The sequence below is a fragment of the Bacillus sp. ISL-45 genome (genome assembly GCF_018613195.1).
Classification (GTDB): domain Bacteria; phylum Bacillota; class Bacilli; order Bacillales; family Cytobacillaceae; genus Mesobacillus.
Map to the genome: position 1 here is coordinate 330,384 of NZ_JAGGQQ010000011.1, position 26,090 is coordinate 356,473.

Consider the following 26,090-nt stretch of genomic DNA (forward strand, 5'->3'; position numbering starts at 1 on the left):
CGTTTAATTAAATTTTTGTAAAAAATTAAAAGCCAAATAAGTGAATCTTCCGTCTAATGAATAAGAACGGTAACAAGGGGGTGCACCTATTGCTGAAGTTGATAAAAAAAGCACAGAAGGGAAATGACAAAGCATTTCTCGAGCTTTTCCAGCAATATGAGCAAGATCTATACAAGATGGCGTTTATATATGTCAAAAACCAGAATGACGCATTGGATGTTGTACAGGAAACTGCGTACAAGTCTTTCAAATCCATTAAAGAACTGAAAGAGCCCAAATACTTTAAGTCATGGCTGATCAGAATAGCCATCAGCTGTTCTCTCGACATTCTTAGAAAAAGGAAAAAAGTTGTGCCGCTGAAGCCCGATTTTGATGAATTTATTTCCGGAGCAATTGATGAAGATTTAACATCTGAAATTACTTTAAAGGCATTGATTGAAGAGCTGCGCGAGGAAGAAAAAAGTGTAATACTTCTTCGATTTTATCAAGGCATGACTTTAAAAGAGGTTTCGGAAACATTGAATATACCACTAGGTACAGCAAAGACAATATTGTACCGGGGATTGGGCAAGCTTCGCAAAGATTTGAAGGGAGATGAGGCAAATGAGCAATAAAATCCAAACAGAAATGAATAAAATTGAAATACCGAAAGAATTGAGTGACCGGAGCAGAATTGGGATTGGAAAGGCAAAAACGGAGATAGGAAAAAGCAATAAAAAGAAATTGCTCGCCTTTGCAGCCCCCGGCCTTGCTGCGATCATTGCCTTGGGAATCGCCGGTCCTGGATTGCTTTCTGATCAACCTCCTGAAAATCCCGTGATTCAAACGGTACAAACCAGTCATGCTTTTGATGTGACTGACCCACAAAGGCTTGTTGGATGGGCTGACAATGTGTTTGTTGGAAAAGTCACAAAGATGTCTGGAACTTCTGAAGAAAGAGGAATGCTTGAAACGCAGTTCAAAGTGGAAGTAGCAGAGACCATCAAGGGTGAATTGCAAGGTGAGGTAACGGTCAGCCAGCAAGGTGGCTATGAAGGGAAGAACCTGATTCTGGTGGAAAATGACCAGCTGCTCAAGGAAGGAGAAAGCTACTTATTCATATCCAGGAAGAATGAAGAACATGATTGGCATACCGTAGTTCCGGTTTATGGAGACATTTTAATTAACGGTGAAGAACATCAAGAGGAACTGATAACAAAATACGAAAAGGCGTATCAGGAACAAATTCCATTTGAGTGAGTCTAAAAGACCAAGAGCATTGGTCTTTTATTTTTTTTGGAAAAAATCCTTAATAATAACTTTCATTCTTTCTTTATTCTTCCTGAATTGCTGCAGGCGATGGCCATTCGCTCCTGAAGGATGTGGAAAGCCTAATAAAATGTTCTCTTTTTTAAATATGCCTTCCCGTATATATACGGATAAAACTTCTTCAACTCCTTTTCCAAGAGGGATAATTAATGAATCCCTAAGTTCGGCAGCCTGGGGTTCAAAGTATTCTGCTAAATAACGAGTCAATAAATCATTTTTCAGGATTTTCGGGCTATGTCCACCATAGTTCTTGCCATTGACAAAGACGGCATATGGAATCATAGACGTAGTATGGAGCAAAAAATCCTTATCGCCAAAAAGCTCCTCACAACTTTCCAATTCCAGCCTTATGTTCAAGCCTAAATCGTCTAGCATTTGGGTGATATTTTTGCGAAGTATCCCGAAAAAACGTGCTTCACGCTTACAAATAAAAGGAATGTCATCAACTGAAATGTTGTCCTCCAGACATTTACGGGCAACAGCAATCGATTTATTCATTTGTTGAAATCCTGGTGTAATTCCTATTATAAACACCCTGGCCTCTTTATTGATATATTCGTTATGTGTACAATAGTAAATCTCAATGTTATTTTCCCTGGCCATCAGGAAATCCGATGTTAAAATTTCACCTCGAGAATAACTCTCTTTTAAAGGAAGATCTGCAATTTTATCGATGTACTTCTCCAGTTTGTCCATGCTTATCCCCCATGCCATTAAAAAGTTGCTTAGTTCTGTTATTCCTCTTCAAACATATTCAATTATATAGATAAGGCTTTACTCCGGACAAGCTATTAAAGTGTATGTATTTTTTCTTCAATTAATTTTAAAAGCTACTAATAAAAATATTGACCATGACGCTGCGTCATAGTTTAAGATTGGTATGTGGAGGTGATCGAGGAATGTATAAAGTAAAAGAAGTTGCGGAGTTAACAGGCGTGAGCGTACGTACCCTGCATCATTATGATCGTATTGGTTTACTCAAACCAGAAGCATTGACCTATGCCGGGTATCGACTATACTCAGAAGGGAATCTTGAGCGCCTTCAACAAATAATAGTTTTCAAGGAAATGGACTTTTCTCTTCAAGAAATCAAGGAAATTATTGAACGGCCGGAGTTTAACCGCAAAGAAAATTTGAAAAAACATAGAGAATTGCTTTTAGCCAAAAAAAAGCGATTAGAAGAGATGATCCTGACAGTTAAACGGACAATTGATTCAATAGAAGGAGGCTATCAAATGGCAGATAGGGATATGTTCAAAGGATTTAACATGAAGGAAATAGAAGAACACCAGAAGAAATATAGCGAGGAAGCGAAGAAGAAGTATGATAAAGAGACCGTCGAAAACGTAGAGAAGAGGACTGCTGGATATTCAGCTGAAGACTGGGCAGAAATCCAGAGTAAGACAGATGAAATTTATAAGCAGCTTATTGCCAGAATGGACCAGGGTCCAGAAGCTCAAGAAGTACAGCAGGCTGTAGCAGATTGGCGCCAATTTATCACTGACCATTATTATGATTGCACACTGGATATATATCGCGGGCTGGGGGATTTATATGTGGCTGACCCCCGGTTCACAAAGAATATAGATAAACACCAGCAAGGACTAGCAGCATTCTTTAAAGAAGCGATCCATTTCTATTGCGATCAGCAGGAAAAATAACTTAATGTGGTTTTTATAAAGTTCGGAAAGGAGTCAATTAAGTTTGGCTGTTTTTTTGGTTCCTGATATGAAACATATCTATTCTTGGGACGTATTAATGATAGTCAGATTCACTTGCAATGTTTAAAAATCAATAAAAAGTGTATGTGGATAGTACGAATTGAAAGGAGAGCTTTTATGAAAAAGTTTTTTAAAAGAATCAGGCTTGTATTCAAAGTGAAAAGATTCATCCCTTTTTTAATAGAGTTTTTTACTTCGGGGTTAGTTCCTTTAAAGCAAAAATTGATTTCATCAGGTTTGATCATTGGCTATTTTCTTCTGCCATTCGATATCATTCCCGACTTCTTAACCTTCATTGGTGTTGTTGATGACGTAGGTGTGCTGCTTATCATTTTTCAACAGATTATAAAAATGGCTCCGCCTGAGTTAAAGGACAAACATAAACTGGAATAAGTATGCAATGCAGCAAGGGGGATCATCATCATCTCTTTATCGATCTTTCAAGTGTGGCACTGAACGACACTATGGTTGCCCATCAAATATTCCAACTTTTAAAATCATTTAAATTAATCGGAGGAAAAACAATTCTTTTCGGAATCAGATTAGAATCGCCAAGATTATTCAATCCTACTTTGTAGTCAATAGCAACAAAGCATGAGAAAAGAACCAAAATAAAAGGCTTTCCGCGGAAAGCCTTTTTTGTTATGCCATTACATATTGATCTTGACGAAACCCGGTCTTATCCTGGACAATATCATCTACTTCTGAGCCTTCAAGTGTTTCTTTCTTTAGTAATTCTTCTACTAGTACATCAAATTGATGTCTGTGAGCATTTATGATTATTTCGGATTTTTCTAGAGCGTCATCGAAAAGCTCTTGCATCTTTGTTTCTTTTAAGCCTTTGCTGAATGTTAGTGTGAAACCTTCCTGCAGTAAGCCAGTGTCGACCATTTGCTCTATAATCTGTTTAGCCTGCTGGACATCACCGCTTACTCCGATACTGTGTTCACCGAGAATCATTCTTTCGGCTACACCACCGGCAAGAATCATGGCGATACGGTCGATTAAGTCACTATGTGTCGACAAGTGAAGTTCTTTCGGAATCGGTGCCACATATCCCAGTGCCTGACCCCTAGGGATGATCGTTGCTTTTCGGACAGACCCAGGTTTTGTGACGGCAGATACTAGTGCATGCCCCGCCTCGTGGATGGCAACCCTGCGCTTTGTATCTGCATCCTGAAGGGTACGGGAAGTACTTCCAAGGATTGTCCGATCAAGAGAGTAATCTATATCACTCTTTGAAATGAAGTCCTGGCCGTTCCTGAATGCTCGTCTGCTTGCAGTTTCAAACAACGAATGCAGCTCGGCGCCTGAGAACCCAGAAGTACTTTCAGCCAGGTCATCCAGTGATGCTGCAACATCATCAGCAAGGTTTTTTCCTTTAATGTGAATATTAATGATTTCCCTTCTCCCTTTTGTATCAGGAAGAGGTACATTGAATGAGAAATCGATACGGCCAGGGCGAAGGAATGCATCATCTAGCATGTCCTTTCTGTTTGTAGCTGCAATAAAAAGAATTCCATCGTTAGAATGTCCGCCGTCAAGCTGGACAAGAAGTTCTGTCAATGTCTTCTCACCTTCTTCACCGCCATGAGGCTTACGCTTTCCTGCAAGAGCGTCGACTTCATCGATGAAAATGACTGCAGGCCCTTGCTTGCGTGCACTTTGGAATAAGCTTCGGACACGTGAAGCACCTACACCAATGAACATTTCATTAAATGCAGATCCGCTGGCTGAAAAAAAGTTGGCATTCAATTCACGAGCAATAGCCTGAGCAAGCAAGGTTTTACCTGTACCTGGAGGTCCATACAACAATATGCCCTTAGGCGGCTTAATGCCCATCTTTGCAGACTTTTCAGGGTTTTTCAAGATTGATAGAGTCTGGAAGATTTCCTCCTTCATTTCTTCCTGCAATCCACCAACATCTTCTAAAGTAATGGAAGGCAGAGGGTTAGGCTTTGATAAACTATTCTTCATTCTATTGCCAGTACCAATACCCCCGGTTTTCTTTTGGATTACAAACGCAGTACCCAGCAGAAGCAATAGCACACCACCGAGGATCCAGGCACCATATTTGCTGTTATTCATATAATCATAATTTATATTATTTTTTTCTACTAATTTATCGACCATCTGGCTGCCGGGAGGAACTTGGGAAACAAATGTTGAATCTTTAGTTTTAAGTACTAGAGTTCCATCCATTTTTTCAGTAAGAGTTGCTTCGCTGCCATTAAGGCCTTCTATAGTCTTGACAAGAGAAGAAAAAGGGATAGATACTTTATCATCAGTATTTTGAACGACAAATGTCACTGCAATCGTAACTATAACCATAAACACCGCGAAAAGCGGAAGGATCTTAGAAACAAACTTCGGATTAGAATTCATGGTTTCAGCTCCTTATCAATTCTATATATCATTATAAGGAATATACCTATGTTAGTAATGGGTAAATTGTATGACTAGCACTGGTAAATAAATGAAATCAATAGGCTTGATGTTTAAAGTACTTATGACTCCGGGTATAGAGCCTGTTTTCGGAAGTTATGTTGGGAAAATTTATGTGGACAAATTGTGACAATTCTTTATTTTAGTAAAAAAATGGAATTTAATTAAATAGCTTCTTGAAACTTTTGGAAGTTGAAGATAGGATGGAAAGAGAAATAGAGAAGAGTTTTTTACATTTATATTCTGTACTCGGGAGGGGTCAGTTTGAAAGGCTGGAAGAATCCCATACTCTTAGTTCTGGGAATTGGAGTTTCAAACATAGGTAACTGGATTTATTTTGTAGCTATAAATTTATTAGTGTTAAAATTAACAGGCTCTGCGGCTGCGATAGCAGGATTATTCATAATCAGGCCCTTAGCCATCCTTTTAACTAATACTTGGGCAGGCAGCGTCATTGATCGGGTCAATAAGCGAAGGTTAATGATATTCATTGATATCCTTCGAGGGTTTTTAATTGCAATCATCCCATTATTTACTTCGCTTGTTCCAATTTATCTTATTATGTTTTTAACGAATATAGCGGGTGCATTTTTTGGGCCCACTTCAGAAACTTACATAACCAAGCTTGTACCACCCGAAAAGAGAAAACGTTTTAATTCGATTTTTTCCTTTGCAACATCTGGTGCCATGCTGATAGGACCGAGTGTGTCAGGGCTGTTGATTATGTATGGAAGCATAAATACAAGTATATATATTAATGCTCTAACTTTCTTTCTATGCGCCTTGGCAATATACTTCCTTCCGGATGTTGATGAAAAGCTAAGCAATGAAACGGTTAGGGATCGGATTACGCTGAACATGATCGCTGCTGATTGGAAAGCTGTCATCAGTTTCGGTAAAACTGCAGCAGGATTTATAATGGTTTTCCTTATTTTCCAGTTCATTACTTTAATTTCATTTGCCCTCGATTCACAGGAGGTAACCTTCATACAGCAGGTTGTCGGCTTATCTGAAGAGAATTATGGATTATTGGTCAGCCTCACAGGAGCTGGGTATGTGGCTGGTTCATTTGTAGTGTCAGCGCTGGCAAATCGTCTTTCAATAAAACTGCTGTTAGGAATGGGTTCTTTTTTGTCGGTAACTGGGTACTTAATGTTCTATCTTGCATCTTCAGACACGGTACCACTAGCTGTGGCTGGCTTTATCATTATTGGGTTCTTTTCACCATTTTCTTTTACTGGTTACGCAACTTTTTTCCAAAACAATGTACCAGTTGACTTGATGGGCAGGTTTAGCAGTTCGTTTGCCTTCTTTCAGGCAATGGTTCAAATCGTGTTAACATTATTATTAGGTTATTTAGCAGAAGTAATAAAACTGCAAACAGTCACCGTCGCATTCTCTGCACTGGGACTGCTGCTGGCTGCAGCATTGACATCGATCATATTTTTGCAGTCAAAGAAAGACCTTTTCATTCTTGAGGCAGAGAGCAATTTAACAGAAGAGGGATAATCGAGCTGTACTGGTTAATATTACACCAGTACAGCTTTTTTATTGCGAGCTATATGGCTTGGAATTCAGCAATATCTGGGCCCCTTCATACATAAAACCCTTTCATTAGCGGAAATACTTATGATTAAGAAAAGGGAAGCAACAAAAGATACAGAGAATAGTTTCAAGAAATGTGCAAACCTTAATAGAAGCAACTATGGAACTTGAGGTGTAATGTGATTTGTATTACTTACAGGATAAAGAGCGAAAACTTATCATATTTTCTCTCATTGTGATTTCACTCTTCCTATCCCCCTATTTTATTTTAGGAGACGACGCTCACATCCGGGTCCATGACAATCTTGACTCGAATTTGGCATGGTATAAGGTGCTTGCTGAGAGTGGCCAGATTGCCGGTTCGATAGAGGCCAGGATTCCTCAAATCATCAATGGACTGCCTAGGAATGCACTTGGAACTGAGTATAGCCTGATTGTATGGCTGTATGTGTGGTTCCCGACCATGATTGCATATGGAATAAGTCAGGCGATCACCAGGTTTATAGCCTTCCTCGGTATGTATTTGGTTTTGAAGGACCACTTTATTAAGGGAGACGATCAAAGCCTGATTCGTGTCGGGACGGCTTTGGCTTTTGCGCTTACCCCTTTTTGGCCGTCAGGGATGCTTAGTACATTGGGTATGCCCTTGGCACTGTGGGCTTTTTTGCATATCAGAAAGATGAGAGGTGCCTGGTCGCATTATCTTGCGCTTACACTTTTGCCATTTTACTCAAGTATCGTTTTGGGTTTTTTCTTTTTCCTCAGTGCAATGGGTTTACTTTGGCTTAGTGATGTAATTCGCAGTAAGGGCTGGAATTGGAGATTCTTTTTTTCAATAGCTTATATGACTGCTGTTTTCTTAATCACTGATTACAGACTGGTATATTCCTTTTTATTTGATGGGGAACCGAATAGCAGAGATGAATACTTTCATGCCCGTCTTACTTTCTGGCATTCCGTCAGGCTTACGTTCAAAAATTTCATTCTAGGACATCATCATGTCATGACTGTACATACGATTATTATATTGCCAGTTATAATCGCAGCGATATTTTTGATTTGGAAACATAGGAAGTGGGGGAAAGAGCGCAGTTTTGTTTTCTTATTTGTGCTGAATTTCGTCTTATCTGCCTGGTATGCTTTTTGGTTTTATAAAGGGTGGCTCCCATTAACGGAAAGGTTCCACTTTCTTGATACATTTAATTTTGCCAGGTATCACTTCTTGCGTCCATTAATCCTGTACATCCTATTTGCCACCGGTTTGAAAATTCTCTGGAAGGAAAAGATAATGCGGAAATCAATCCCCTGGTTGATGGCTGCTCAAATATTCTTGCTCCTGTTAACAAATGAAGAGATTGTTTTCCAAAAAAAACCGAGTGTAAGAGAATTTTATGCAGAAGAACAATTTGAGGCCATCAAAAATCACATTGGAAAACCCCAAGATAGCTATCGTGTTGCCAGTATAGGCTTGCATCCAGCAATCGCTCAGTATAATGGATTTTACACGCTGGACACCTACAATAATTTTTATCCTCTAAGTTATAAATATCAGTTCAGGAAGATTATCGAAAATGAGCTTGAAAAAAATAAGCGGATCCGAGTTTATTTTGATGAGTGGGGCGGACGTTGTTATCTTTTTACCGATGAATTGGGAAAGCATTATATGTTTAAAAAAAACTCAAAGAGAAGAATCGAAAATATAGATGTGAACATAGAGCAGTTTAAGGAAATGGGCGGGGAATTTATCTTCTCTTCAGTCCCAATCGATAATGCATCAGAAAATAATCTGAAGCTTGATAAAATCTTTAATTCAAAGGAAAGTGCCTGGAAAATTTACCTCTATGAAGCTTTATAACACCAAGGAGGCTTATAAATGAAACCGCCAATCTTCACAATTATCGTACCTTGCTATAATGAAGAAGATGTTTTGGAAGAGACCATTGATCAGTTGGCAGCAAAGCTAAGTGAATTGATCAAGCAAAATATGGTATCAGAAAAAAGTAAAGTCTTATTCGTCGATGATGGGAGCGAGGATAGGACCTGGCACTTGATTTACAAAGCCAGTTTAGATAATGAAATGATTAAAGGGCTGAAGCTCTCAAGAAATGCAGGACATCAAAATGCTTTACTTGCCGGACTTTTTTCAGCAAAAGAGGCATCCGATTGCATGGTAACCATTGATGCTGATCTGCAAGATGACATTCATGCTATTAATGAAATGGTAAGGAAGTTCAGTGAAGGTTACGAAGTGGTATATGGTGTGAGAAGCAGCAGGGAGAGTGATACATTCTTTAAACGTTTTACTGCTGAAGGATTTTACAAGCTCATGGACAAGCTAGGGGTCAAACTAGTCTTCAACCATGCCGATTTTCGGTTGATGAGCAAGAGGGCCGTAGAAGAATTGGAGCATTTTTCGGAAAGCAATATGTTTCTTCGCGGGATTGTTCCATTAATAGGCTTTAACTCCACGATTGTTTATTACGAAAGAAAGGAACGTCATGCCGGTGAAACGAAGTACCCCTTGAAGAAAATGCTAGGGTTTGCTTTTGATGGAATCACTTCATTTTCAGTGACACCGATAAGGTTCGTGATGATTGTAGGATGCCTCTCTTTTTTCGTAAGCCTTGTTTTCGGTTTGTATTTTCTTACATTGAAGCTTTTTGGGAATACAGAACTCGGCTGGACTTCCTTAATAACCTCTATATGGCTTATTGGGGGCCTGCAGTTAATTGCGATTGGATTGGTAGGAGAGTATATAGGAAAAATTTACAAAGAAACTAAACGGCGCCCGAAATATATTATTGATGTTGACCTCTATAATCTGCCTGTATCGAGGAAGCTGATCAACATGGAAGGAGCAGATTATGAGCCAATCAGTGAAACTCGGAAGCTATCTGAGAATAACTAGCCAGCTGGCGCAAAGGATTGGAATTGGATCTGCAAGCTTTCCGGAATTTATTAAATTTCTGGTGGTCGGTTTACTCAATACCATTGTCGGAATGGGGCTGATGTATTTTTTGAAAAATGAACTGGAATGGCCGTTTTGGTATGCCACATTCGCTGGAAATACAGCAGGCGCTGCTGTCAGCTTTTTAATGAATAGGATTTACACATTTAAAAGCAGTGTTCCCATTCATGTTGGAGCAGCGAGATTCATTATAGTTGTGATGGCATGTTATTTTCTTTCCTTCTCAATCAGCCGTTTGATTACCCGGACAATGGACGCGATAACAGCAGGGCCATTTTTTATCGGCGCTGACAATACTGCAATCCTTCTAGGGTCGATCATTTACACACTCACGAACTATATTGGCCAAAAGTTCCTTGTTTTTAAGGGAAGTACTCAAAGCAGCTTATGATGCTGCTTTTTTTTATTGACTAAATGTCCAATTAAAGTTAAAAATTAATAAGTACATTTGCTTTTGTTTTTCGAAATTATGAGACAAGCTTTTAAATTTAACTCTTAAAGGAGCAAGACCACTTCATGAACATTTGGGAATTAATTGTGGCATTTATACTCGGTTTAGTAGAAGGATTAACTGAATTTGCACCTGTTTCGTCCACTGGCCATATGATTATTGTCGATGATTTGCTGTTACACTCTAAACAATTGTTTACAGAACCTGTTGCCAATACTTTTAAAGTAGTTATTCAATTAGGATCAATATTAGCTGTGGTAATTGTATTCAAAGATCGATTCATCAACTTATTAGGTTTGGAAAAAGGTGTTTCAATCGGGGATTCCCAAGGGAGGCTGAGTTTGCCTAAGGTAATTGCAGGTTTGATCCCTGCTGGGTTGACTGGCATTTTATTTGAGGACTATATTGATGAGCATCTATTTTCCGTAGAAACTGTCATCATCGGATTGGTAGTCGGCGCCTTTTTGTTGATAATTGCAGACCGCTTCCAACCCAAAACACTTAAGACTGAGGTTGTTGATCAAATCAGTTATAAACAGGCATTTGGAGTAGGTTTGTTTCAGTGTCTTGGGTTATGGCCAGGGTTTTCAAGGTCTGGTTCCACGATAGCGGGAGGAGTACTTCTCGGTATGAGCCATCGCGCGGCTTCCGATTTCACCTTCATAATGGCGGTTCCAATCATGCTAGGCGCCAGCGGGATATCTCTGTTAAAAAACTGGCAGTATTTTACCATTGATGCATTGCCATTTTTCACTGTAGGCTTTATCAGCGCATTTGTGTTTGCGTTGATTTTCATCAGATTCTTTTTGAAGCTTATCAATAAAATTAAATTAATGCCATTTGCGATCTATCGGATTATTTTGGCAGGAATCATTTATTTTATTTTTCTTTAAGGATTAATAAAGCTTGTTCCTTTCATAAGGCTTTTTTTCAAACTTTGTTGCTCCATAACAGCCTTCTATTAAGGCTGCAACATGGGAGCTTATTTTAAACAGGAAATCTGCTAAAAGGGAAAAGGCGCAATTCGCGCCTTTTCCCTTTTTAGTTTCAAAAAATCAAAACATGCGGTGCGCTTTAGCGTTACTCCTTGCAAGCAGCGTGTTCTTTGTTACCTGGGTTTCCCCATTTACCTGCGAGTTGGTATGCTTGCGCCTAGTCCAAGTGTGGTGGAAAAGTTGTGAGTGTGGATCCAAATGATCTTTATAACTCATACAATCACCTCATGATTGGATTTTTGAAACAGACGATATTCCAGCGAATATCATTTATATCGTTTGTATTAAGAGTGGGCAATATACAGTATAAAAATGAGGGCATTGTTAAGATATTCTTTTTTTGCTTTTTTTGTAACTTTTTACAATTTTCATCGTATTAATCTTTGTGAGGCCATGAAATAACATTTATGAAATGAGGAGATTCTATGTCGCAATTTGCCCTCGAGGTAAAAGAGTTGACTAAAACGATTGGAAAAAAAACAATCGTTGATGACGTGAGTTTTCAAGTGGAACGAGGTGAAATATTTGGACTTCTTGGTCCTAATGGTGCCGGAAAAACAACAATCATCCGAATGATTGTTAGCTTGATTAATCGCACAGGAGGAACTGTGCTTGTAAATGGCCATGATTTGGATGAGTCTTTTACAAAAGCAATGAATGAACTGGGTGCTATAGTGGAAAATCCTGAATTCTACAAATACCTTAGTGGATACAAAAATCTCAGACATTACGCGCGTATGGCATTAAGTGATATTACGGAAGAACGACTAAACGAAGTGACCAAGCTTGTAGGGCTTGAAAAAGCAATCCATGATAAAGTCCGCACTTATTCTTTGGGAATGCGCCAACGCCTCGGGGTGGCACAAGCGATTTTACATAAACCGTCTATTCTCATACTGGATGAGCCTACTAATGGACTAGACCCACAGGGAATTCGTGAGTTCAGGGATTATTTGCGCTTGCTTGCAAGCCAGGGAACATCTGTATTAGTGTCATCTCATTTATTGTCAGAGATGCAGCTGATGTGCGACCGATTTGCAATCATTGAAAAGGGGAAATTAATACATATTTCTTCTATGTATAATGATAATGAAACGTCTGAAGCTATTGAGGTTAAAACAATAGAAGTGGAGTTATCGAATCCCCGCCTTGCTTCTAAGCTTTTGACAGAACAGATGACAGATGTAAAAGTAACCTCCAGTAAAGGCAATCGTATAACCTTATCAGCGCGCAAAGAGCAAATCCCGAGGATTAACAAGCTATTTGTTGAAAATGAAATAGATGTCTTCGAAATATTAAATGTGAAAGCAACTCTTGAAGACCGGTTCCTTGAAATCACGAATAAAGGCAAGAAGGAGCAGATGATATGATTCCTTTAATCCAAAATGAGTTAATGAAGATATTTGGCAAAATGGCAAGCTGGATCTATATGATCATAATCGTGTTGGCCGTATTAATTGCCGGAATTATTTATATGAAATTCAGCGCAGATCCAAATCCAAATTGGCGTCAGGACACCCAGACAGAGATTACAATGCTTGAAAACCAGATGGCCTCTGCTTCTAATGACGAAAAGAAAATGATTCAGAACCAAATTGAGCAGACACAGCAATTTCTTGATCAGGATATTAACCCAAATGAAAAGACTAACTGGCATTTCATGAACGACGTAGTAGTGGGTGTGAGCTCACTTGTTACCTTGTTCGTAGTGGTGGTAGGCAGTGCCAATGTCGCTGCAGAATTCTCAGATGGAACCATCAAGCAGCTGCTGATTCGTCCACATCAGCGATGGAGAATACTGTTGTCAAAGTATATAGCAGTCATCATATATGCATTATTATTGGTCCTGACATTAATTGTATCGGGGTATATAATAGGATTGATTTTGTTTGGCAGTGGTGATTACAATATGAAGATATTTGAAATCACGCTTGAAGGAAGAAAGGTAGCCATAGTTGGTACACAATTCATGTTAAAAATGCTTTACTTCATTCCAAGTCTGCTGATCATCATGACAATTGCCTTTATGCTGTCAACATTATTTAAAAGCCAAGCTCTGGCGGTGGGAATCGGGATATTCGTTCTTTTCTTTTCTTCTACAATCGGCGGTATCATCCTGATGCTTGCTGATAAATATACATGGGCGAAATTCCTGATCTTCCCGCATCTGGATTTGACCGTGTATGCACTTCAGGATAGAATTCTTGAGGATATTACAATGCCTGTATCGCTAGCCATACTGGCTGTATATTACGCAATATTTATGATGCTCACCTTTTTCTTTTTCCAAAAGAGGGATATCAGTATTTAAGCAGAATAAGTTATAGAGCGGTCCTGTGACCGCTCTTTTTAAATGGAAATTGAAAGGGGAGAGGTGAAGGTGAATCCTATATTATTGGATTTTCCCGCTGAATTTGAAACAGACCGGCTTTTTATCAGAATGCCGCTGCCTGGCGACGGAGCTGTAACCTGTGAATCAATCAATGCATCATTAAAAGAACTTCAGCCATGGATGCCATTTGCCCAAAAAGAACAGAGTGTTGAAGAAACAGAAGTCGTGATCAGACAGGGGTATTTGAATTTTTTAAATCGGTCAGATTTGAGGCTTCTTGTATTCAAGAAAGATACCGGTGAATTTGTCGCCTCATCTGGTTTACATAAAATAAACTGGGACATACCCAAATTTGAAATTGGTTATTGGATTGACACTCGATATAGCGGGCAAGGGTACATGACCGAGGCTGTCCAGGGAATTACTGATTTTGCCATTCGGGAGCTTAAAGCCCGCAGGATCGAAATACGGTGTGATTCATTGAATACTAAAAGCAGGGCCATCCCCGAAAGACTCGGGTTTGCTCTCGATGGAATCCTAAAGAATGATTCAGTTTCCGTTGACGGGGATTTAAGGGATACATGCATTTATTCGAAGACATTCTAAAGGGTCTGCCAAGTGGAGTTGTTTTTCACTAATTTAGAGGTCACCAACCATGACGGTTGGTGATCTTATTTTTGAGAATGGATATTTAGGTAGCTAATCACGGTCATTGGTGTCCTGATTTTCAAGAAACTGGATATTGAGGACACCAACAACGGCCCTTGGTGTCCGAATTTTCAAGAAACTGGATATTTAAGTCACCAATCTGAAAAAATGATTCCACAACACCATTTGACACCAGCAGTCGAGCAATTAAATAGAGCAGCCAATTCAGGCTGCTCGAATTTCATTTATTCTCCTTGCCACTCACGTAGTTTATCAAACACCTTATCTCCGACTTTAGCGGCATCTTCCTGCATTTGATCAAATACTTTTTTCCATTTTGGCGCTTCCTCTTTCAGTTTTTCTTCAACCTTGCCAGCGCGTTCTTTTAATTCTTTCTCCAGTTCAGTTGCTTTTTCCCTGATTGCTTTTTCTGTTTCTTCATAATCAATAACAGCACCGGACTTCCGTTCGTTGATTGATTGTACCTTGAATTCCTCCCGCTCAATGTGAGGCACTGTCTCTTCCATGATTGCCCTGAAGAGAGGCACTACATCCCTTGAGCTGCTGCTGGATAAATAATGGTTGCGGTCTGTCTTGTCATATCCCAGCCATACAGCGCCAACGATGTTCGGTGTATACCCAACAAACCATTGATCCTTTGTTCCGTTGATATCTGCGTAAGGGAGCTGTGTAGAGCCAGTTTTCCCTGCAATCTCGACACCCTCAATATTTGTCCCTTTCCCTGTACCTGTTTCAACAACATTCAGTAACATCGATGTCATTTCATTGGCAACTGATTTGGAAGTAACGCGCGTTGTTGATCCATCACGTTCTGCGATGACCTTGCCAGTAGGACCAACAATTTTGGTAATCAAGTGGGCATCATGACGTTTCCCTCCATTTGGAAAGACAGAATAAGCTTCAGCCATCTTTAGAGGGGAAACACCATTGTGCATTCCTCCAAGGGCGAGGGCCAGGTTCTGGTCCTCTTTTTCCACTTTGATTCCAAATCTTCTAACAGCGTCGATTCCTTTATTCAAACCTATTTCATTCAATAGCCAAATTGCAGGTATGTTAATGGACTTTTCCACGGCCTCATACATGGGAACTTCTCCTTGGTAAGTATCAGAGAAGTTCTTTGGACTGTAATTCTTAAATGACATCTTCTCGTCAACAAGCATGGAGTCATATTCATAGCCTTCTTCAAGTGCCGGGGTATATACAGCAAGTGGTTTCATTGTTGAACCGGGCTGAGCCCTCAGGTGGGTTGCACGGTTAAATCCTCTGAAAACTTTCTCGCCGCGTCCGCCAACCAATGCACGGACGCCTCCATTATCCGGATCAAGCAGGACTGATCCACTTTGTACTAGAACATCACTGGCCCGATCAGGGAATAGATAATCCTGTCGGTATACTTTTTCCAGGCCGGATTGTATGTCCTGGTCCAGTTCAGTATGAATTCGATAGCCTCTTGTCATGATTTCATCCTGTGTGAGACCATATTTACTAGTTGCTTCATCCAAAACAGCATCAACATATGAAGGGTATTTTCGGTCGGCGAGAGAACCGCCCCCATCTTCCAATTCAATTTTCTCTGACTTTGCTTTTTTGTACTCGGTATCAGATATCATCCCTAGTTCGTTCATTTTAGAAAGAACAACATTCCTGCGTTTGATGGCAGCCTCGTAATTGTTGTAGGGATCCAGGGCAGAAGGTGCCTTAAGCAAGCCGGCTAGCAAAGCAGCCTCACTAATGGTGACATCCTGAATATCCTTTGCGAAATATTTCTTGCTGGCATTGTTAATTCCAAATGCTCCACTGCCGAAATATACCTGGTTCAGGTACATTTCTATGATTTCATCCTTTTCATACACCTTTTCAAGCTCGACAGCCAAAAATAATTCTTCTGCTTTACGTTTGTATGTCCGCTCTGAAGATAACAGAGCATTTTTGGTCAGCTGCTGGGTAAGGGTACTGCCACCACCGGTGATTCCTCCAGCTAAAAGGTTTCCAAAGAAAGCACGGGCGATACCTTTTATATCGAATCCGTTATGTTCATAGAACCGTTCATCTTCAATTGCAATGACGGCATTTGGGACATGCTCTGGCATATCTTTTATCGACACACCACCAGTTCGGTTGGTAGCAAGCTTGCTTGCTTCATCACCATTCTGATCATAAATGGTGGTAGCCTGGCTCAATCCATCCTTTAGGGTCTGAACATTTGCCCTGCTTGCAATAAAGGCGAACCAAAGGATCGACAACAATATGAAAACCAATAAGATTAATAACGAGATTTGAGTCAGGTGGCGTCGCTTCCAGAATCGAACAACTGCCTCCCAGAATCTTTGCAGTAAGTGCATATGATTTCTCCTTTTAAGAATGAAGGTTTTAGTACATATTCAGGTTGACAGAATCAGGACTGTTTCCTAATTTAAATTCCATTATATATGATTTGATGGATTTCAGGAAAGTTGCAGCCATTTCTATGGAGGCAGGAGACACTATGAGTTATGGTTGCCTGATATGTCAGTGAGCAGAAATTCGCTCAGTTACTCAATTAAAGGGGAAAGGAAATAATGAAATGTTATGTATTCCTCTAAACGTGGAGTTGTGGGCATAAATGGTAAAAATACATCAAAACGAATTAATGTAGTCTAATCAATTGGGGCAACAAATGAAACTATTAGAAGAAATGTTGGTACTCTTAGGCAGGGAGGTCACAATTCTCCCATAGATGTTGTTTGTGGCGCTGTTTATTCCTATGAACCAATCACGGTGATTCATGAGGGACAGTAAAATGTGGAGTACTTACGCAAAACCCAATATTCAATCGACGATATATTGTTAATGTTACGGAAAAAAACATTTTTAATGCTCGGGATGTAAGGGTAGGAATACTGTAGGCTAGTCATGAAAAATGCGAAAAAAATACAGTAACTTTGGAAGACAGGAATATCAGCAGAACAAGTGATGATTTGGCGTTGCCTCTTATCAATGACGGAAAGCTGTACAAGAAGGTTTTTAGTTAAAAATAAAAAGGCGAACCTATGATTCGCCTTTTTACATTACTATTTACCAACCAGCTGGGAGCATCGCAACCGGCATAAGAGATACCTTATAAGTGTATCCGCCATCCTCTGTTCCAGTTGGCCATAAAGCTGTTGCCATATAGATCACTTTAACAGTGTTATTCTGAGAAAACTCTGTTACGTATACAATCCTGTTGGCCATAAAGGCAATTTGTTCTTGAGTCCAAAGGATCCTGTCAGCCATGAAGCCAATCTGGTCAACTGTATAAAGAACTCCGTCCAATGTTTGTGAATAAGAATCAGCACCCATCTGCCCTACAGTTACCAGAACATCAGCGGCTGTAGTTGCAGCCTCAGCTTTTTGCTTTGGAATACCAACAGCAAGTAAAGATAAAACCATTGCAAAAGCAATGAATGATTTTGTCATTTTATTTAACATATCAAATCTTCCTCCTATTTTATACCCTAGCAGGTATTTGTTATGTTATTACTATATACCCTATTGGGTATTATGTCAATTATTTTATCAAAATTTAATTTTTCATTTAAAGTTCTCATTGTAGTTTTACCCTGTCAGGAGTAAGATGTAAGAGGCGAAAAAAGAAAGGAGTTGGTATCTTTGGGTTATTCAAAAGAACCTGATCCCGAAAGGTGCGGGGAAGTCGATCATCTATTAGATTTGATACAATTGAATGCTGCAAGACTATCAACTCTGAAAAAGGGTAGTTGGCTTCCTCAATAATTGAAGAGGAGGTTGATCGAATGCTTGAAATCTATAAAAGCAGTGAAGAAAGACATTTAACACGTGTTGAAGAAATTATAAAAGGCTGTTGGGTTAATATGGTACACCCTTCTGAAGATGAAATCATCAAAGTGGCGAATGAAACAGGAGTCGCAGTTGATTTTATAAAGGATGCCCTTGATGATGAAGAGCGGCCAAGAATTGAAAAGGAAGACGGAATTGTCTATATAATTGTTGACTATCCATACATCACTCACGATGAATCTGGCTTCCCGATCTATGAAACCATTCCAGTTGGAATCATTCAAACACCGAATTGTATCATAACTGTTTCTCTAAAAGAGACACCTGTATTGAATGAATTCAAGACAAACAGAGTAAAGGAATTTTATACTTTTAAGAAAACGAGATTTGCCCTGCAAATCCTTTATGTGATTTCAATTTATTATTTGCGATACCTGAAACAAATCAATAAAAAGACAAATGAGATTGAGCGCGAGCTGCATCAATCTATGAAAAATAAGGAATTGTATGCATTTCTCGCATTAGAGAAAAGCTTGGTTTACTTTACCACATCACTTAAATCCAATAAAGTCGTGCTTGCCAAAATCATGCGCTTCAATTATTTGAAAATGTATGAAGAGGATAAAGATTTGCTGGAGGATGTCATCATTGAGAATACTCAGGCCATTGAAATGGCTGAGACATACAGCTCCATTTTAAGCGGAATGATGGATGCATTCGCCTCTATTATTTCAAATAATCTTAATATGGTAATGAAGTTTCTTACATCCATTACTATTATTCTATCGTTTCCGACTATGGTAGCAAGCTTCTACGGCATGAACGTTGATCTTCCATTTCAACACAATCCGTATGCGTTTATCCTGGCAATCAGTATGGCCGTCTTATTAGCCGGATTAACCGCATTTGTTTTTTGGAAAAAGAAATATTTCTAACTGAGCGTCTGGACATCTGTCCAGGCGTTTTTTAGTCTAGGCTTTTCGTAAAAATTGGTCATTCAATGCTATTTTTTAGTCGCTAGCGACAAAATTTGAGAAAGAGCCTTAGTCTAAAATCTTCATTTGTACATATCTATGGATTAACAGAGAGTGTACTTGCAAATTGGTATCACATGCAAAAGGGTGATTGAATGGCTGGAATATGGGTCAATCTTTATAGAAAAATGGTTTCAACTTTAATTATTATTGTTTGCACATTCAGTTTTTTTCTAATAGCCGGTTTCATTTCTTCTTCGAACATCAGCATTTTTAAATTCAAAGTAAACGGAGATATTGGAGCAGAAGTTTTCCTGAGGATCATAAGTTATGAGAACCCATTGATTGGACATGCATTGACAGGGTCCAATGCTGATTTACCCATATTTTCTACTGGATTCAAATTGCTTACAAACATTGAGATGAATGATCTTAGGAGTCTGGTCAGGACTGGAATCCCAGGGTTTATGGCATTTGATTCAAACTTTCTAATTGCCGATGAAGGTGTTGATTTTACGGATATCCCAATCGAATCTGCTCCTCCAATGGAGGTTCTGCTGCAGGAAAGGAATATGGCAGCGAATGAATTGAAGGAGCTGAACAGCGGGAAAATATATACCGGTTCATCACCAACAGAAAAATCGGTATTCATTTATCATACTCATAGTTGGGAATCCTACCTGCCATTGCTTGGACTGGAAGGGGCAGAGAATGAAAATGAAGCTGTTGATGGAAAGACGAATATCACCATTGTTGGTGATTTGCTCGGAACGGAATTGGAGAAGCGAGGGATTGGAGCAAGCGTAGATAAGACCAATATAGGCCAGGAGCTGGATAAAAAAGGATGGCTGACACATAAGTCATACGAAGTTTCTCGGTCATTGGTTCAAGAGGCAATGGCTGGCAATAAGAAATTAGAATATTTTATTGATCTTCACCGAGACTCTGTAAGGAAGGATTCGACCACAACAACGATCAATAATGAGCCTTATGCCAGATTAGTTTTTGTAATAGGCGAGGAAAATAAGAACTTTCAGAAGAACCTGAAGTTCGCAAACGACCTTCATAAAATCCTTAATAAGAATTATCCAGGCATCAGCAAGGGAGTATTACCCAAAAAGGGAATCGGCGTAGATGGAATATACAATCAGGATCTGCATGCAAACACACTGGTAGTAGAGGTTGGCGGTGTTGACAACAATATGAGGGAATTGAAGAATACAATAGAAGCGTTAGCAGATGCGATCAGCCAGCTTTACTGGGAGGCGGAAGAAGTCAATGGCTGAATATCATGAAAAATATCTCTGGCTCGTATGGACGATAGCCACTTCGCTGTTATCGTATTATTATTTTCCGTTCACGGTTACACTTACATTTTTCTTATCAGGAATCATGGTAAGCAGTAAATGCCTGATCGAGGATTTTATAAACCTGCAGCAGGACGATGAAAAGCAGAACGAAAAAAACCATTGAAGCCTGTGCTGTGGCTTCAATGGTTTTTGCATTATTTGGCTGTTTTCGTGAAGAGCCTGCTAAAATCCTAAAGCCGATTTTAACGTGATAAAAAACCATTTTGTAGGTCGGTATTAAGTGTGCAAGCTCTTTTCTCATAAGATGCTTTTATTTTGTGAAGAAACATAGGTCATTCAATCCTATTTTGTAGTCAATAGCAACAAAGTTTGAGAAAAGAGCCCTTTATTTAAACCAGCCCTTTTTCCTGAACCAGAAGAACATGGTCATTCCAATGACAAACATGGCAAACAATGCTCCAAAGTATCCAAATTGCCAGGAGAGTTCCGGCATATTCTCAAAATTCATCCCGTAGATTCCCGCTATGAAGGTGAGGGGCATGAAAATGGTTGTAATCACAGTCAGCACTTTCATTACCCTATTGGTTTCATGTGAATTGATTGACAAGTAGCTGTCCCGCATATCTGTTGTCAGTTCACGGCTTGCTTCCACCTTTTCTGCCAGTCTCAATAAATGGTCATGAATATCGGCGAAATATTCTTTTTGTTCAAGCACTCCTGATAGACGATGAGAATTAATCATCCTGTATACCAAATCCCTCATTGGAGTGATGGTATGCCTTAATGAGAGCAGTTCATGTCTAGTATCAAATAAGTCTTCAAGAAGTTCCTCCATTGACCGGTCGGCTGAATTCTCATCAATATCATTCAATAAATCCTCTATTCGATATACATGAGGAAAATAATTATCGACTATCTTATCCAAAACATGATAGAGAACAATCGATGGGTTCCATTCACCAGGTGCCTTTGCAAACTCTAATCTCTTCCAGACATCTTCTACTTCACTTGTGCGGACGCTATGGTATGTAACAATGTAGTTCTGTCCAAGGAATAAATCAACCTCTTCTTTTTGCATAGACTCCCCGTTCAATGCCTGAAAAACAAAAAAATGATAATCATCATAATAATCGAGCTTAGGTCTTTGAAGTGTATGGATACAATCTTCAATGGATAAAGGGTGAAACTGTAATGGCGCGTTCAATAATCGGATTTCTTCATCAGTAGGTTCACTGAAATCGATCCAATACCAATGATTAGTGTCTGATAGCAATGCGTCGATGCTTAGACCAGTTTGGATGTCCCCTGAAGGACTAACAGAAATTGTACGTATCATAAATTCTCCCGGAAAACTGTAATCTAGGCCATTTTATTATGATTGCTTATTAGACAAAGCAAGCAATCGTCAAAGATGTTAATAACCTCTTTCTATTATATTAGCAATGATGTCCAGGAATCAAAGCAGAAGCCATGAGCATATTAATTGGCAGAGACAGGAAGGTTACTTCAAGTCACCGAATGAAGGATGATGGAAAAAAAGCAGTATTGCTATAATGGGAATAGAAAGCAATATGCCATATAAAGGCCGTTTATAGTGGATACCGAGAACAGAAAACATAATGACATTGAAGAGAGCCGAATTAATTATTCCCCATCCATTTTCATAAATAAACATTCCAGTCCTTTGGAAAAAGTATTCAACAACAGTAAATATAGTTACCCATGCAGCTAGATAGGATAGAGTATTTTTAAACTTTTTTGGGATATGTTTTAGATAGATCATTAACACGATGGGGATGATGATCAAACTAAATGCCAACTCAATGAATGTATGATTCAGCCAAGGTGATTTTGGCTTATAAGCCCATAACGTATGATTGAAGAATATAAAGTTATACATTAAATTACATATTATATAAAATTGAATCGTTGGATAGAAATTCTCCCATCGTTTCCAGTCAACCAAAAAATAAGCAAGTATCAGAACCACCGCCACAGTAATAGCAAGAAACATAACATGACTTCCTTTTTTATTTTGTCATAGTCTTTCCAATTGCAGGGTTCAAAATACAAAACAAGGTTTTGCCAGGAGGATGTTTGAGATGCTGCACCATGTTGAAATCAATGTAACAGATCTAAATAAAGCCAGTGAATTTTGGGGCTGGTTTCTAAGTGAGTTGAAATATGAAGTCTATCAGGAATGGGATAGGGGCATAAGTTGGAAGTTTAATACGACCTATATAGTTTTTGTACAAGCCGAAGAAAAGTTTATTAAATCTGGATATCACCGATCCCGCGTGGGTTTGAATCACCTTGCTTTTTATGCAGAATCACGAGAACAGGTGGATCAAATGACGGCAAAACTTAAGGAAAGAGATCTTACCATCCTTTATCAAGATAGACACCCTTTTGCAGGGGGAACAGATCACTATGCAGTATTTTTTGAAGGACCTGATCGCATGAAGGTTGAATTGGTTGCACCATGAACGACATTGATAAATTTTTTCCAAGTGTAACTTCCTGATTTAAGGGAAAAGTATTTTACTTTTGTAAATTAGGAGGCATTGGAAAAAGTTATGGCAGAAGCATTTTTAGGGATTGTCATCTCTGCAATGGCAACAGGAATCGGAGCACTTCCAGTTTTGTTTCTAAATAATGTCTCATCAAGGTTAAAATCATTACTCCTTGGTTATGCTTCGGGGATAATGATGGCGGCCACAACCTTCAGTTTGATACCAGAATCTTTGAAATCATCAAATATCTGGGTATTATCCATCGGTATGTTATTAGGGACATTTGTATTAAATTTTATTAATTCGAAGACGGAAGATCTGGACACAAGTGACTTTAAATTTTTATCAGGTGTTAATCGAAAAACATTAGTCATCATTACAGCAATAACACTGCATAATTTGCCCGAGGGGCTTTCAGTCGGAGTTAGTTACGGTACCGGGGAAGAAAATCTTGGTTCAATCATTGCCTTTGCAATCGGCCTGCAAAATGCACCTGAAGGATTTCTCGTTGGACTTTATTTAATCCATCAGAAAATGTCTAGGATGAAGGCCCTTTTGATTGCTACCTTTACGGGAGCTGTAGAAATAGTAACGGCAGCAATTGGATATTTCCTCGCTTCTGAAGTGGAAGGTCTTGTACCCTATGGATTGAGTTTTGCCGCGGGGGCAATGCTCTTCGTCATATACAAAGAACTGATCCCGGAAAGCCAGGAAGATCATCATGTGAAATTTCCAACGTATTCATTTATCCTCGGCTTGATTTCAATGCTCTACCTCACTATACATTTCGGTTAGTAAAAGACCTTGAATTCGAGGCCATAAAACTTCCATTAGACAGGAAATGGCCGGAATAAAAATTTTGGGTAAAACGAAGAGAGTCTGGTATTCTAATGGTATATATACTAGGAGGGATCATTTATGGGAGAATGCAATATTGACCACAGCAAAACGGATGTCCAGGAAAAATATCAATCACAAAAGGAATTCCTTCCACAGGACATGCATCCATTGTTCAACCGATTTTTTGAGGAAGAACATACCCAGGACATCTTGAACGAGGTATTTCATTTGTTAAAGAAGTATGACCTTGCGACAGAGGAAGAAAGAAGCGAACGGAACAATAGATTGAACTTAGTTCTAAAGAATGTATAATTGAGTGCAAAGGGGCCATGTGCTCCTTTTTTTTGTGGAGTAATTCAGAGTTAACAACTCAAAAGAAGAATTGAAAGCAAACATGAATTTCCAGAAGATTCTTTGTTTATTTTGTAAAAGAAAAACATATTGTCAGGAAAAACCAGAAGGAGTAAAATTAGGTGGATATTTCGATATCCAAAATAATTTGAATGATTCGAAAGAAGAGGAATGTATGGAAAGTCCTTCACAAATAACTAAGAGGAATGAAAAGAATAGCATTATAAATGGTGTCGCTTCAACAATTGTCACAAGTATGAGCAATAACTACTTCGCATTATTTGCAATTAGTGTTCTTGGTGCCACGAATTATCAGGTTGGGTTAATCAGTTCTCTGCCTCAAATAGTTGGCATGTTCGCTATGATCCTTGCTACCGTAATCATGGGCAGGCTGAGAGAAAAAAAGAGGTTTACTGGTACCTCGATTTTGTTTACTCGTTTATTTTTGCCAGGAATGTTTTTGGTCATTTACCTGCCGGAAGAATACAGGGCCTGGACATTTGTATTACTGATTGGCCTTATGAATCTTCCCGGTTCCTTCGCGATGCTTAGCTGGCAGTCATTTATCGGAGACCTTATTTCAGACAGCCGCAGGAGCAGTTTTTTTAGTGAGAGGAACAGGATACTGACCATTGCTGGTATGTTTACGACATTGATGATTGGAGTAGGGCTGCAATGGTTTGATAAGTCGGATCCACTGCCATATCAAATCCTCTTCATTCTCGCATTCCTCTTTGGGATAGTAGAAGTAGTGTATTTAAATAGACATATAGAACAGAAGAAAGAAATTGTTAGAGATAAGAAACGATTTAATTTTGGCTGGGATGCTTATAAACATAAACCATTCATTTATTTCTTGATCTGCGGCTTGTTCTTCAACTTTGCCTGGCAGCTGGCCTGGCCTTTGTTTAATATTTACAACATCAAAGTCGCTCATATGACTGGGTTCTGGATCAGCATCATAACTGTGGCGAATCAAGTTGGCCAGATCATCAGTTTTAAGTGGTGGGGAAGGATGGCTGACAAGCACAGCAATGCAAAAATGCTGGCGATTACAGCGGTAGGAATGGCATCGGCCCCATTCCTAACGATACTCTCAACAAATATGTATTACCTGACCTTCGTCAACTTTACTTCTGGTCTGTTTGTTTCGGGAACCGTGCTTTTGTTATTTAATCAGCTGCTGGAAGTGACGAAGGAGGAGAATCGGGGAAGCTTTATCGCACAATACAATATCCTGTTAGCGATAATTGGTTTTATTGCACCGCAGGTTGGGGTTTACCTGCTTCAATTAAGTTCAATTGATACGGCCATGAATCTTGCGGCAGTCTTAAGATTGGTATCTGGCGCTGTATTTTTACTATTCTATATCTATATGAAAATTGATAGGGAAGCGGACCGCCATCTGCTGGACCAGGCAACTCAAATAGGAAAACAAGGATAGAAATCATTCCCGGTCTCTTCTGGCCGGGATTTTTTATGGTTAAGGAATTTATAAAAGTTATTGAGTAGTGGATAACTCTCTGAAGTTTTCTTAATCCAGCTCCAGCGCCTAGCCCCTCGAGTCGCTTGTCTAGCTGCGGCTCCTAACTCCTCGAGACGTTTCGGTCCTGCCAATGAAGTCAAAGAGCGACTTCACTGTCAGGCCCTCCAACGCTTGTCGGAGTTGGGCAGTCGCCTCCGCTTTTCGAATTGTCTAGTGTCGCCTCCTAGAAACTCCGAAACTTCAACTCCGCCGGCAGGGTCGGAGTCTCCAGTTTCTGCGTTTCTAAGCAGTCGGCTATACTTTTCGAGTTCGGCCCTGCCAATGAAGTCAAAGAACGACTTCACTGTCAGGCCCTCCAGCGCTTTTCGGGGCTGACCGAGGCGCTTCCGCTTTTCTAATTCACTA

28 protein-coding genes are annotated in these 26,090 nt (G+C 39.4%); 20 read left to right on the forward strand and 8 right to left on the reverse strand.

Annotated elements, in window-relative coordinates; translation table 11 throughout:
• Positions 1-89: 89 nt before the first annotated feature.
• Complete coding sequence (locus J7E35_RS16475; protein ID WP_251009590.1) at positions 90-614, forward strand: sigma-70 family RNA polymerase sigma factor; 525 nt, start codon at positions 90-92, stop codon at positions 612-614.
• Positions 604-1,239: a hypothetical protein gene (locus tag J7E35_RS16480; RefSeq protein ID WP_214781490.1), complete on the forward strand. Its 636-nt coding sequence runs from the start codon at positions 604-606 to the stop codon at positions 1,237-1,239. The genes J7E35_RS16475 and J7E35_RS16480 overlap by 11 nt, the downstream gene beginning before the upstream one ends.
• 27 nt (positions 1,240-1,266) lie before the next feature.
• Here J7E35_RS16480 and J7E35_RS16485 read toward each other — a convergent pair whose 3' ends face one another.
• Positions 1,267-2,004: a uracil-DNA glycosylase family protein gene (locus J7E35_RS16485; RefSeq protein WP_214781491.1), complete on the reverse strand. Its 738-nt coding sequence runs from the start codon at positions 2,002-2,004 to the stop codon at positions 1,267-1,269.
• A gap of 203 nt (positions 2,005-2,207) precedes the next feature.
• On the opposite strand from J7E35_RS16485, the gene J7E35_RS16490 reads away from it, so the two are divergent.
• From J7E35_RS16490 to J7E35_RS23540, 3 genes are all read left to right on the forward strand, one after another.
• Positions 2,208-2,969, forward strand: a complete 762-nt coding sequence (locus J7E35_RS16490; protein WP_214781492.1) for a MerR family transcriptional regulator — start codon at positions 2,208-2,210, stop codon at positions 2,967-2,969.
• Positions 2,970-3,146: 177 nt separating this feature from the next.
• Entirely contained in the window at positions 3,147-3,422 is a 276-nt protein-coding gene (locus tag J7E35_RS16495) for a YkvA family protein (RefSeq protein WP_214781493.1), read from the forward strand.
• 2 nt (positions 3,423-3,424) lie between these two features.
• Positions 3,425-3,607: an STAS domain-containing protein gene (locus J7E35_RS23540; RefSeq protein WP_214781494.1), complete on the forward strand. Its 183-nt coding sequence runs from the start codon at positions 3,425-3,427 to the stop codon at positions 3,605-3,607.
• A gap of 64 nt (positions 3,608-3,671) precedes the next feature.
• On the opposite strand, the gene J7E35_RS16505 is transcribed toward J7E35_RS23540, so the two are convergent.
• Entirely contained in the window at positions 3,672-5,414 is a 1,743-nt protein-coding gene (locus J7E35_RS16505; RefSeq protein ID WP_214781496.1) for an AAA family ATPase, read from the reverse strand.
• A gap of 324 nt (positions 5,415-5,738) precedes the next feature.
• Between J7E35_RS16505 and J7E35_RS16510 the strand changes: the two genes are divergently transcribed.
• The 5 genes from J7E35_RS16510 (at position 5,739) to J7E35_RS16530 (ending at position 11,331) form a co-directional block, all read left to right on the forward strand.
• Positions 5,739-6,983, forward strand: a complete 1,245-nt coding sequence (locus J7E35_RS16510) for an MFS transporter (protein WP_214781498.1) — start codon at positions 5,739-5,741, stop codon at positions 6,981-6,983.
• Positions 6,984-7,203: 220 nt separating this feature from the next.
• Positions 7,204-8,874 carry a DUF6044 family protein gene (locus tag J7E35_RS16515; RefSeq protein WP_214781499.1) on the forward strand — a complete coding sequence of 557 codons (1,671 nt, stop codon included), beginning with the start codon at positions 7,204-7,206 and terminating at the stop codon, positions 8,872-8,874.
• 18 nt (positions 8,875-8,892) lie between these two features.
• Positions 8,893-9,927, forward strand: a complete 1,035-nt coding sequence (locus tag J7E35_RS16520; RefSeq protein WP_214781502.1) for a glycosyltransferase family 2 protein — start codon at positions 8,893-8,895, stop codon at positions 9,925-9,927.
• A complete protein-coding gene (locus J7E35_RS16525) occupies positions 9,884-10,378 on the forward strand; it encodes a GtrA family protein (RefSeq protein ID WP_214781504.1) in 495 nt (164 codons plus the stop codon). The genes J7E35_RS16520 and J7E35_RS16525 overlap by 44 nt, the downstream gene beginning before the upstream one ends.
• Before the next feature lie 125 nt (positions 10,379-10,503).
• Complete coding sequence (locus tag J7E35_RS16530) at positions 10,504-11,331, forward strand: undecaprenyl-diphosphate phosphatase (protein WP_214781506.1); 828 nt, start codon at positions 10,504-10,506, stop codon at positions 11,329-11,331.
• A gap of 162 nt (positions 11,332-11,493) precedes the next feature.
• On the opposite strand, the gene J7E35_RS16535 is transcribed toward J7E35_RS16530, so the two are convergent.
• Positions 11,494-11,649, reverse strand: coding sequence for a YpzG family protein (locus J7E35_RS16535; protein ID WP_192471666.1), 156 nt, complete (start codon positions 11,647-11,649; stop codon positions 11,494-11,496).
• A 209-nt stretch (positions 11,650-11,858) separates the two neighbouring features.
• On the opposite strand from J7E35_RS16535, the gene J7E35_RS16540 reads away from it, so the two are divergent.
• The 3 genes from J7E35_RS16540 to J7E35_RS16550 all read left to right on the forward strand — a co-directional run bounded on the left by J7E35_RS16540 (position 11,859) and on the right by J7E35_RS16550 (position 14,371).
• The gene (locus J7E35_RS16540; RefSeq protein WP_214781508.1) at positions 11,859-12,803 is read left to right on the forward strand and encodes an ABC transporter ATP-binding protein; all 945 of its coding nucleotides are present in this window, start codon (positions 11,859-11,861) and stop codon (positions 12,801-12,803) included.
• On the forward strand, positions 12,800-13,744 hold the full coding sequence (locus tag J7E35_RS16545) for an ABC transporter permease (RefSeq protein WP_214781510.1): 945 nt from the start codon (positions 12,800-12,802) through the stop codon (positions 13,742-13,744). Before J7E35_RS16540 ends, J7E35_RS16545 begins: the two co-directional genes overlap by 4 nt.
• 69 nt (positions 13,745-13,813) lie before the next feature.
• Positions 13,814-14,371, forward strand: a complete 558-nt coding sequence (locus J7E35_RS16550) for a GNAT family N-acetyltransferase (RefSeq protein ID WP_214781512.1) — start codon at positions 13,814-13,816, stop codon at positions 14,369-14,371.
• Positions 14,372-14,658: 287 nt separating this feature from the next.
• Here the strand turns inward: J7E35_RS16550 and J7E35_RS16555 are convergent, their stop codons facing one another.
• Positions 14,659-16,776: a transglycosylase domain-containing protein gene (locus J7E35_RS16555; protein WP_214781513.1), complete on the reverse strand. Its 2,118-nt coding sequence runs from the start codon at positions 16,774-16,776 to the stop codon at positions 14,659-14,661.
• 712 nt (positions 16,777-17,488) lie between these two features.
• Positions 17,489-17,884: a hypothetical protein gene (locus tag J7E35_RS16560; RefSeq protein WP_214781515.1), complete on the reverse strand. Its 396-nt coding sequence runs from the start codon at positions 17,882-17,884 to the stop codon at positions 17,489-17,491.
• 323 nt (positions 17,885-18,207) lie between these two features.
• Here J7E35_RS16560 and J7E35_RS16565 point away from each other — a divergent pair, with 323 nt between their 5' ends.
• The 3 genes from J7E35_RS16565 to J7E35_RS16575 all read left to right on the forward strand — a co-directional run bounded on the left by J7E35_RS16565 (position 18,208) and on the right by J7E35_RS16575 (position 20,658).
• Positions 18,208-19,146, forward strand: a complete 939-nt coding sequence (locus tag J7E35_RS16565; RefSeq protein WP_214781517.1) for a magnesium transporter CorA family protein — start codon at positions 18,208-18,210, stop codon at positions 19,144-19,146.
• A gap of 194 nt (positions 19,147-19,340) precedes the next feature.
• Positions 19,341-20,471 (forward strand): stage II sporulation protein P, encoded by a 1,131-nt coding sequence (gene spoIIP, locus J7E35_RS16570; protein ID WP_214781519.1) that lies wholly within the window; start codon positions 19,341-19,343, stop codon positions 20,469-20,471.
• Positions 20,464-20,658, forward strand: a complete 195-nt coding sequence (locus tag J7E35_RS16575; RefSeq protein ID WP_214781521.1) for a hypothetical protein — start codon at positions 20,464-20,466, stop codon at positions 20,656-20,658. Before spoIIP ends, J7E35_RS16575 begins: the two co-directional genes overlap by 8 nt.
• Positions 20,659-20,880: 222 nt before the next feature.
• Here J7E35_RS16575 and corA read toward each other — a convergent pair whose 3' ends face one another.
• Both corA and J7E35_RS16585 read right to left on the reverse strand, forming a co-directional pair.
• Positions 20,881-21,831, reverse strand: coding sequence for a magnesium/cobalt transporter CorA (corA, locus tag J7E35_RS16580; RefSeq protein WP_214781523.1), 951 nt, complete (start codon positions 21,829-21,831; stop codon positions 20,881-20,883).
• A gap of 165 nt (positions 21,832-21,996) precedes the next feature.
• Positions 21,997-22,509 (reverse strand): CBO0543 family protein, encoded by a 513-nt coding sequence (locus J7E35_RS16585; RefSeq protein ID WP_214781525.1) that lies wholly within the window; start codon positions 22,507-22,509, stop codon positions 21,997-21,999.
• Between the two features lie 88 nt (positions 22,510-22,597).
• Here J7E35_RS16585 and J7E35_RS16590 point away from each other — a divergent pair, with 88 nt between their 5' ends.
• The 4 genes from J7E35_RS16590 to J7E35_RS16605 all read left to right on the forward strand — a co-directional run bounded on the left by J7E35_RS16590 (position 22,598) and on the right by J7E35_RS16605 (position 25,643).
• On the forward strand, positions 22,598-22,981 hold the full coding sequence (locus J7E35_RS16590) for a VOC family protein (protein WP_214781527.1): 384 nt from the start codon (positions 22,598-22,600) through the stop codon (positions 22,979-22,981).
• A gap of 90 nt (positions 22,982-23,071) precedes the next feature.
• Positions 23,072-23,803 carry a ZIP family metal transporter gene (locus J7E35_RS16595; protein WP_214781579.1) on the forward strand — a complete coding sequence of 244 codons (732 nt, stop codon included), beginning with the start codon at positions 23,072-23,074 and terminating at the stop codon, positions 23,801-23,803.
• A 123-nt stretch (positions 23,804-23,926) separates the two neighbouring features.
• Positions 23,927-24,160: a group-specific protein gene (locus tag J7E35_RS16600; protein WP_214781529.1), complete on the forward strand. Its 234-nt coding sequence runs from the start codon at positions 23,927-23,929 to the stop codon at positions 24,158-24,160.
• A gap of 187 nt (positions 24,161-24,347) precedes the next feature.
• Positions 24,348-25,643: an MFS transporter gene (locus J7E35_RS16605; RefSeq protein ID WP_251041036.1), complete on the forward strand. Its 1,296-nt coding sequence runs from the start codon at positions 24,348-24,350 to the stop codon at positions 25,641-25,643.
• Between the two features lie 197 nt (positions 25,644-25,840).
• Here J7E35_RS16605 and J7E35_RS16610 read toward each other — a convergent pair whose 3' ends face one another.
• Positions 25,841-26,029, reverse strand: coding sequence for a hypothetical protein (locus tag J7E35_RS16610; protein WP_214781531.1), 189 nt, complete (start codon positions 26,027-26,029; stop codon positions 25,841-25,843).
• Positions 26,030-26,090 lie beyond the last annotated feature (61 nt).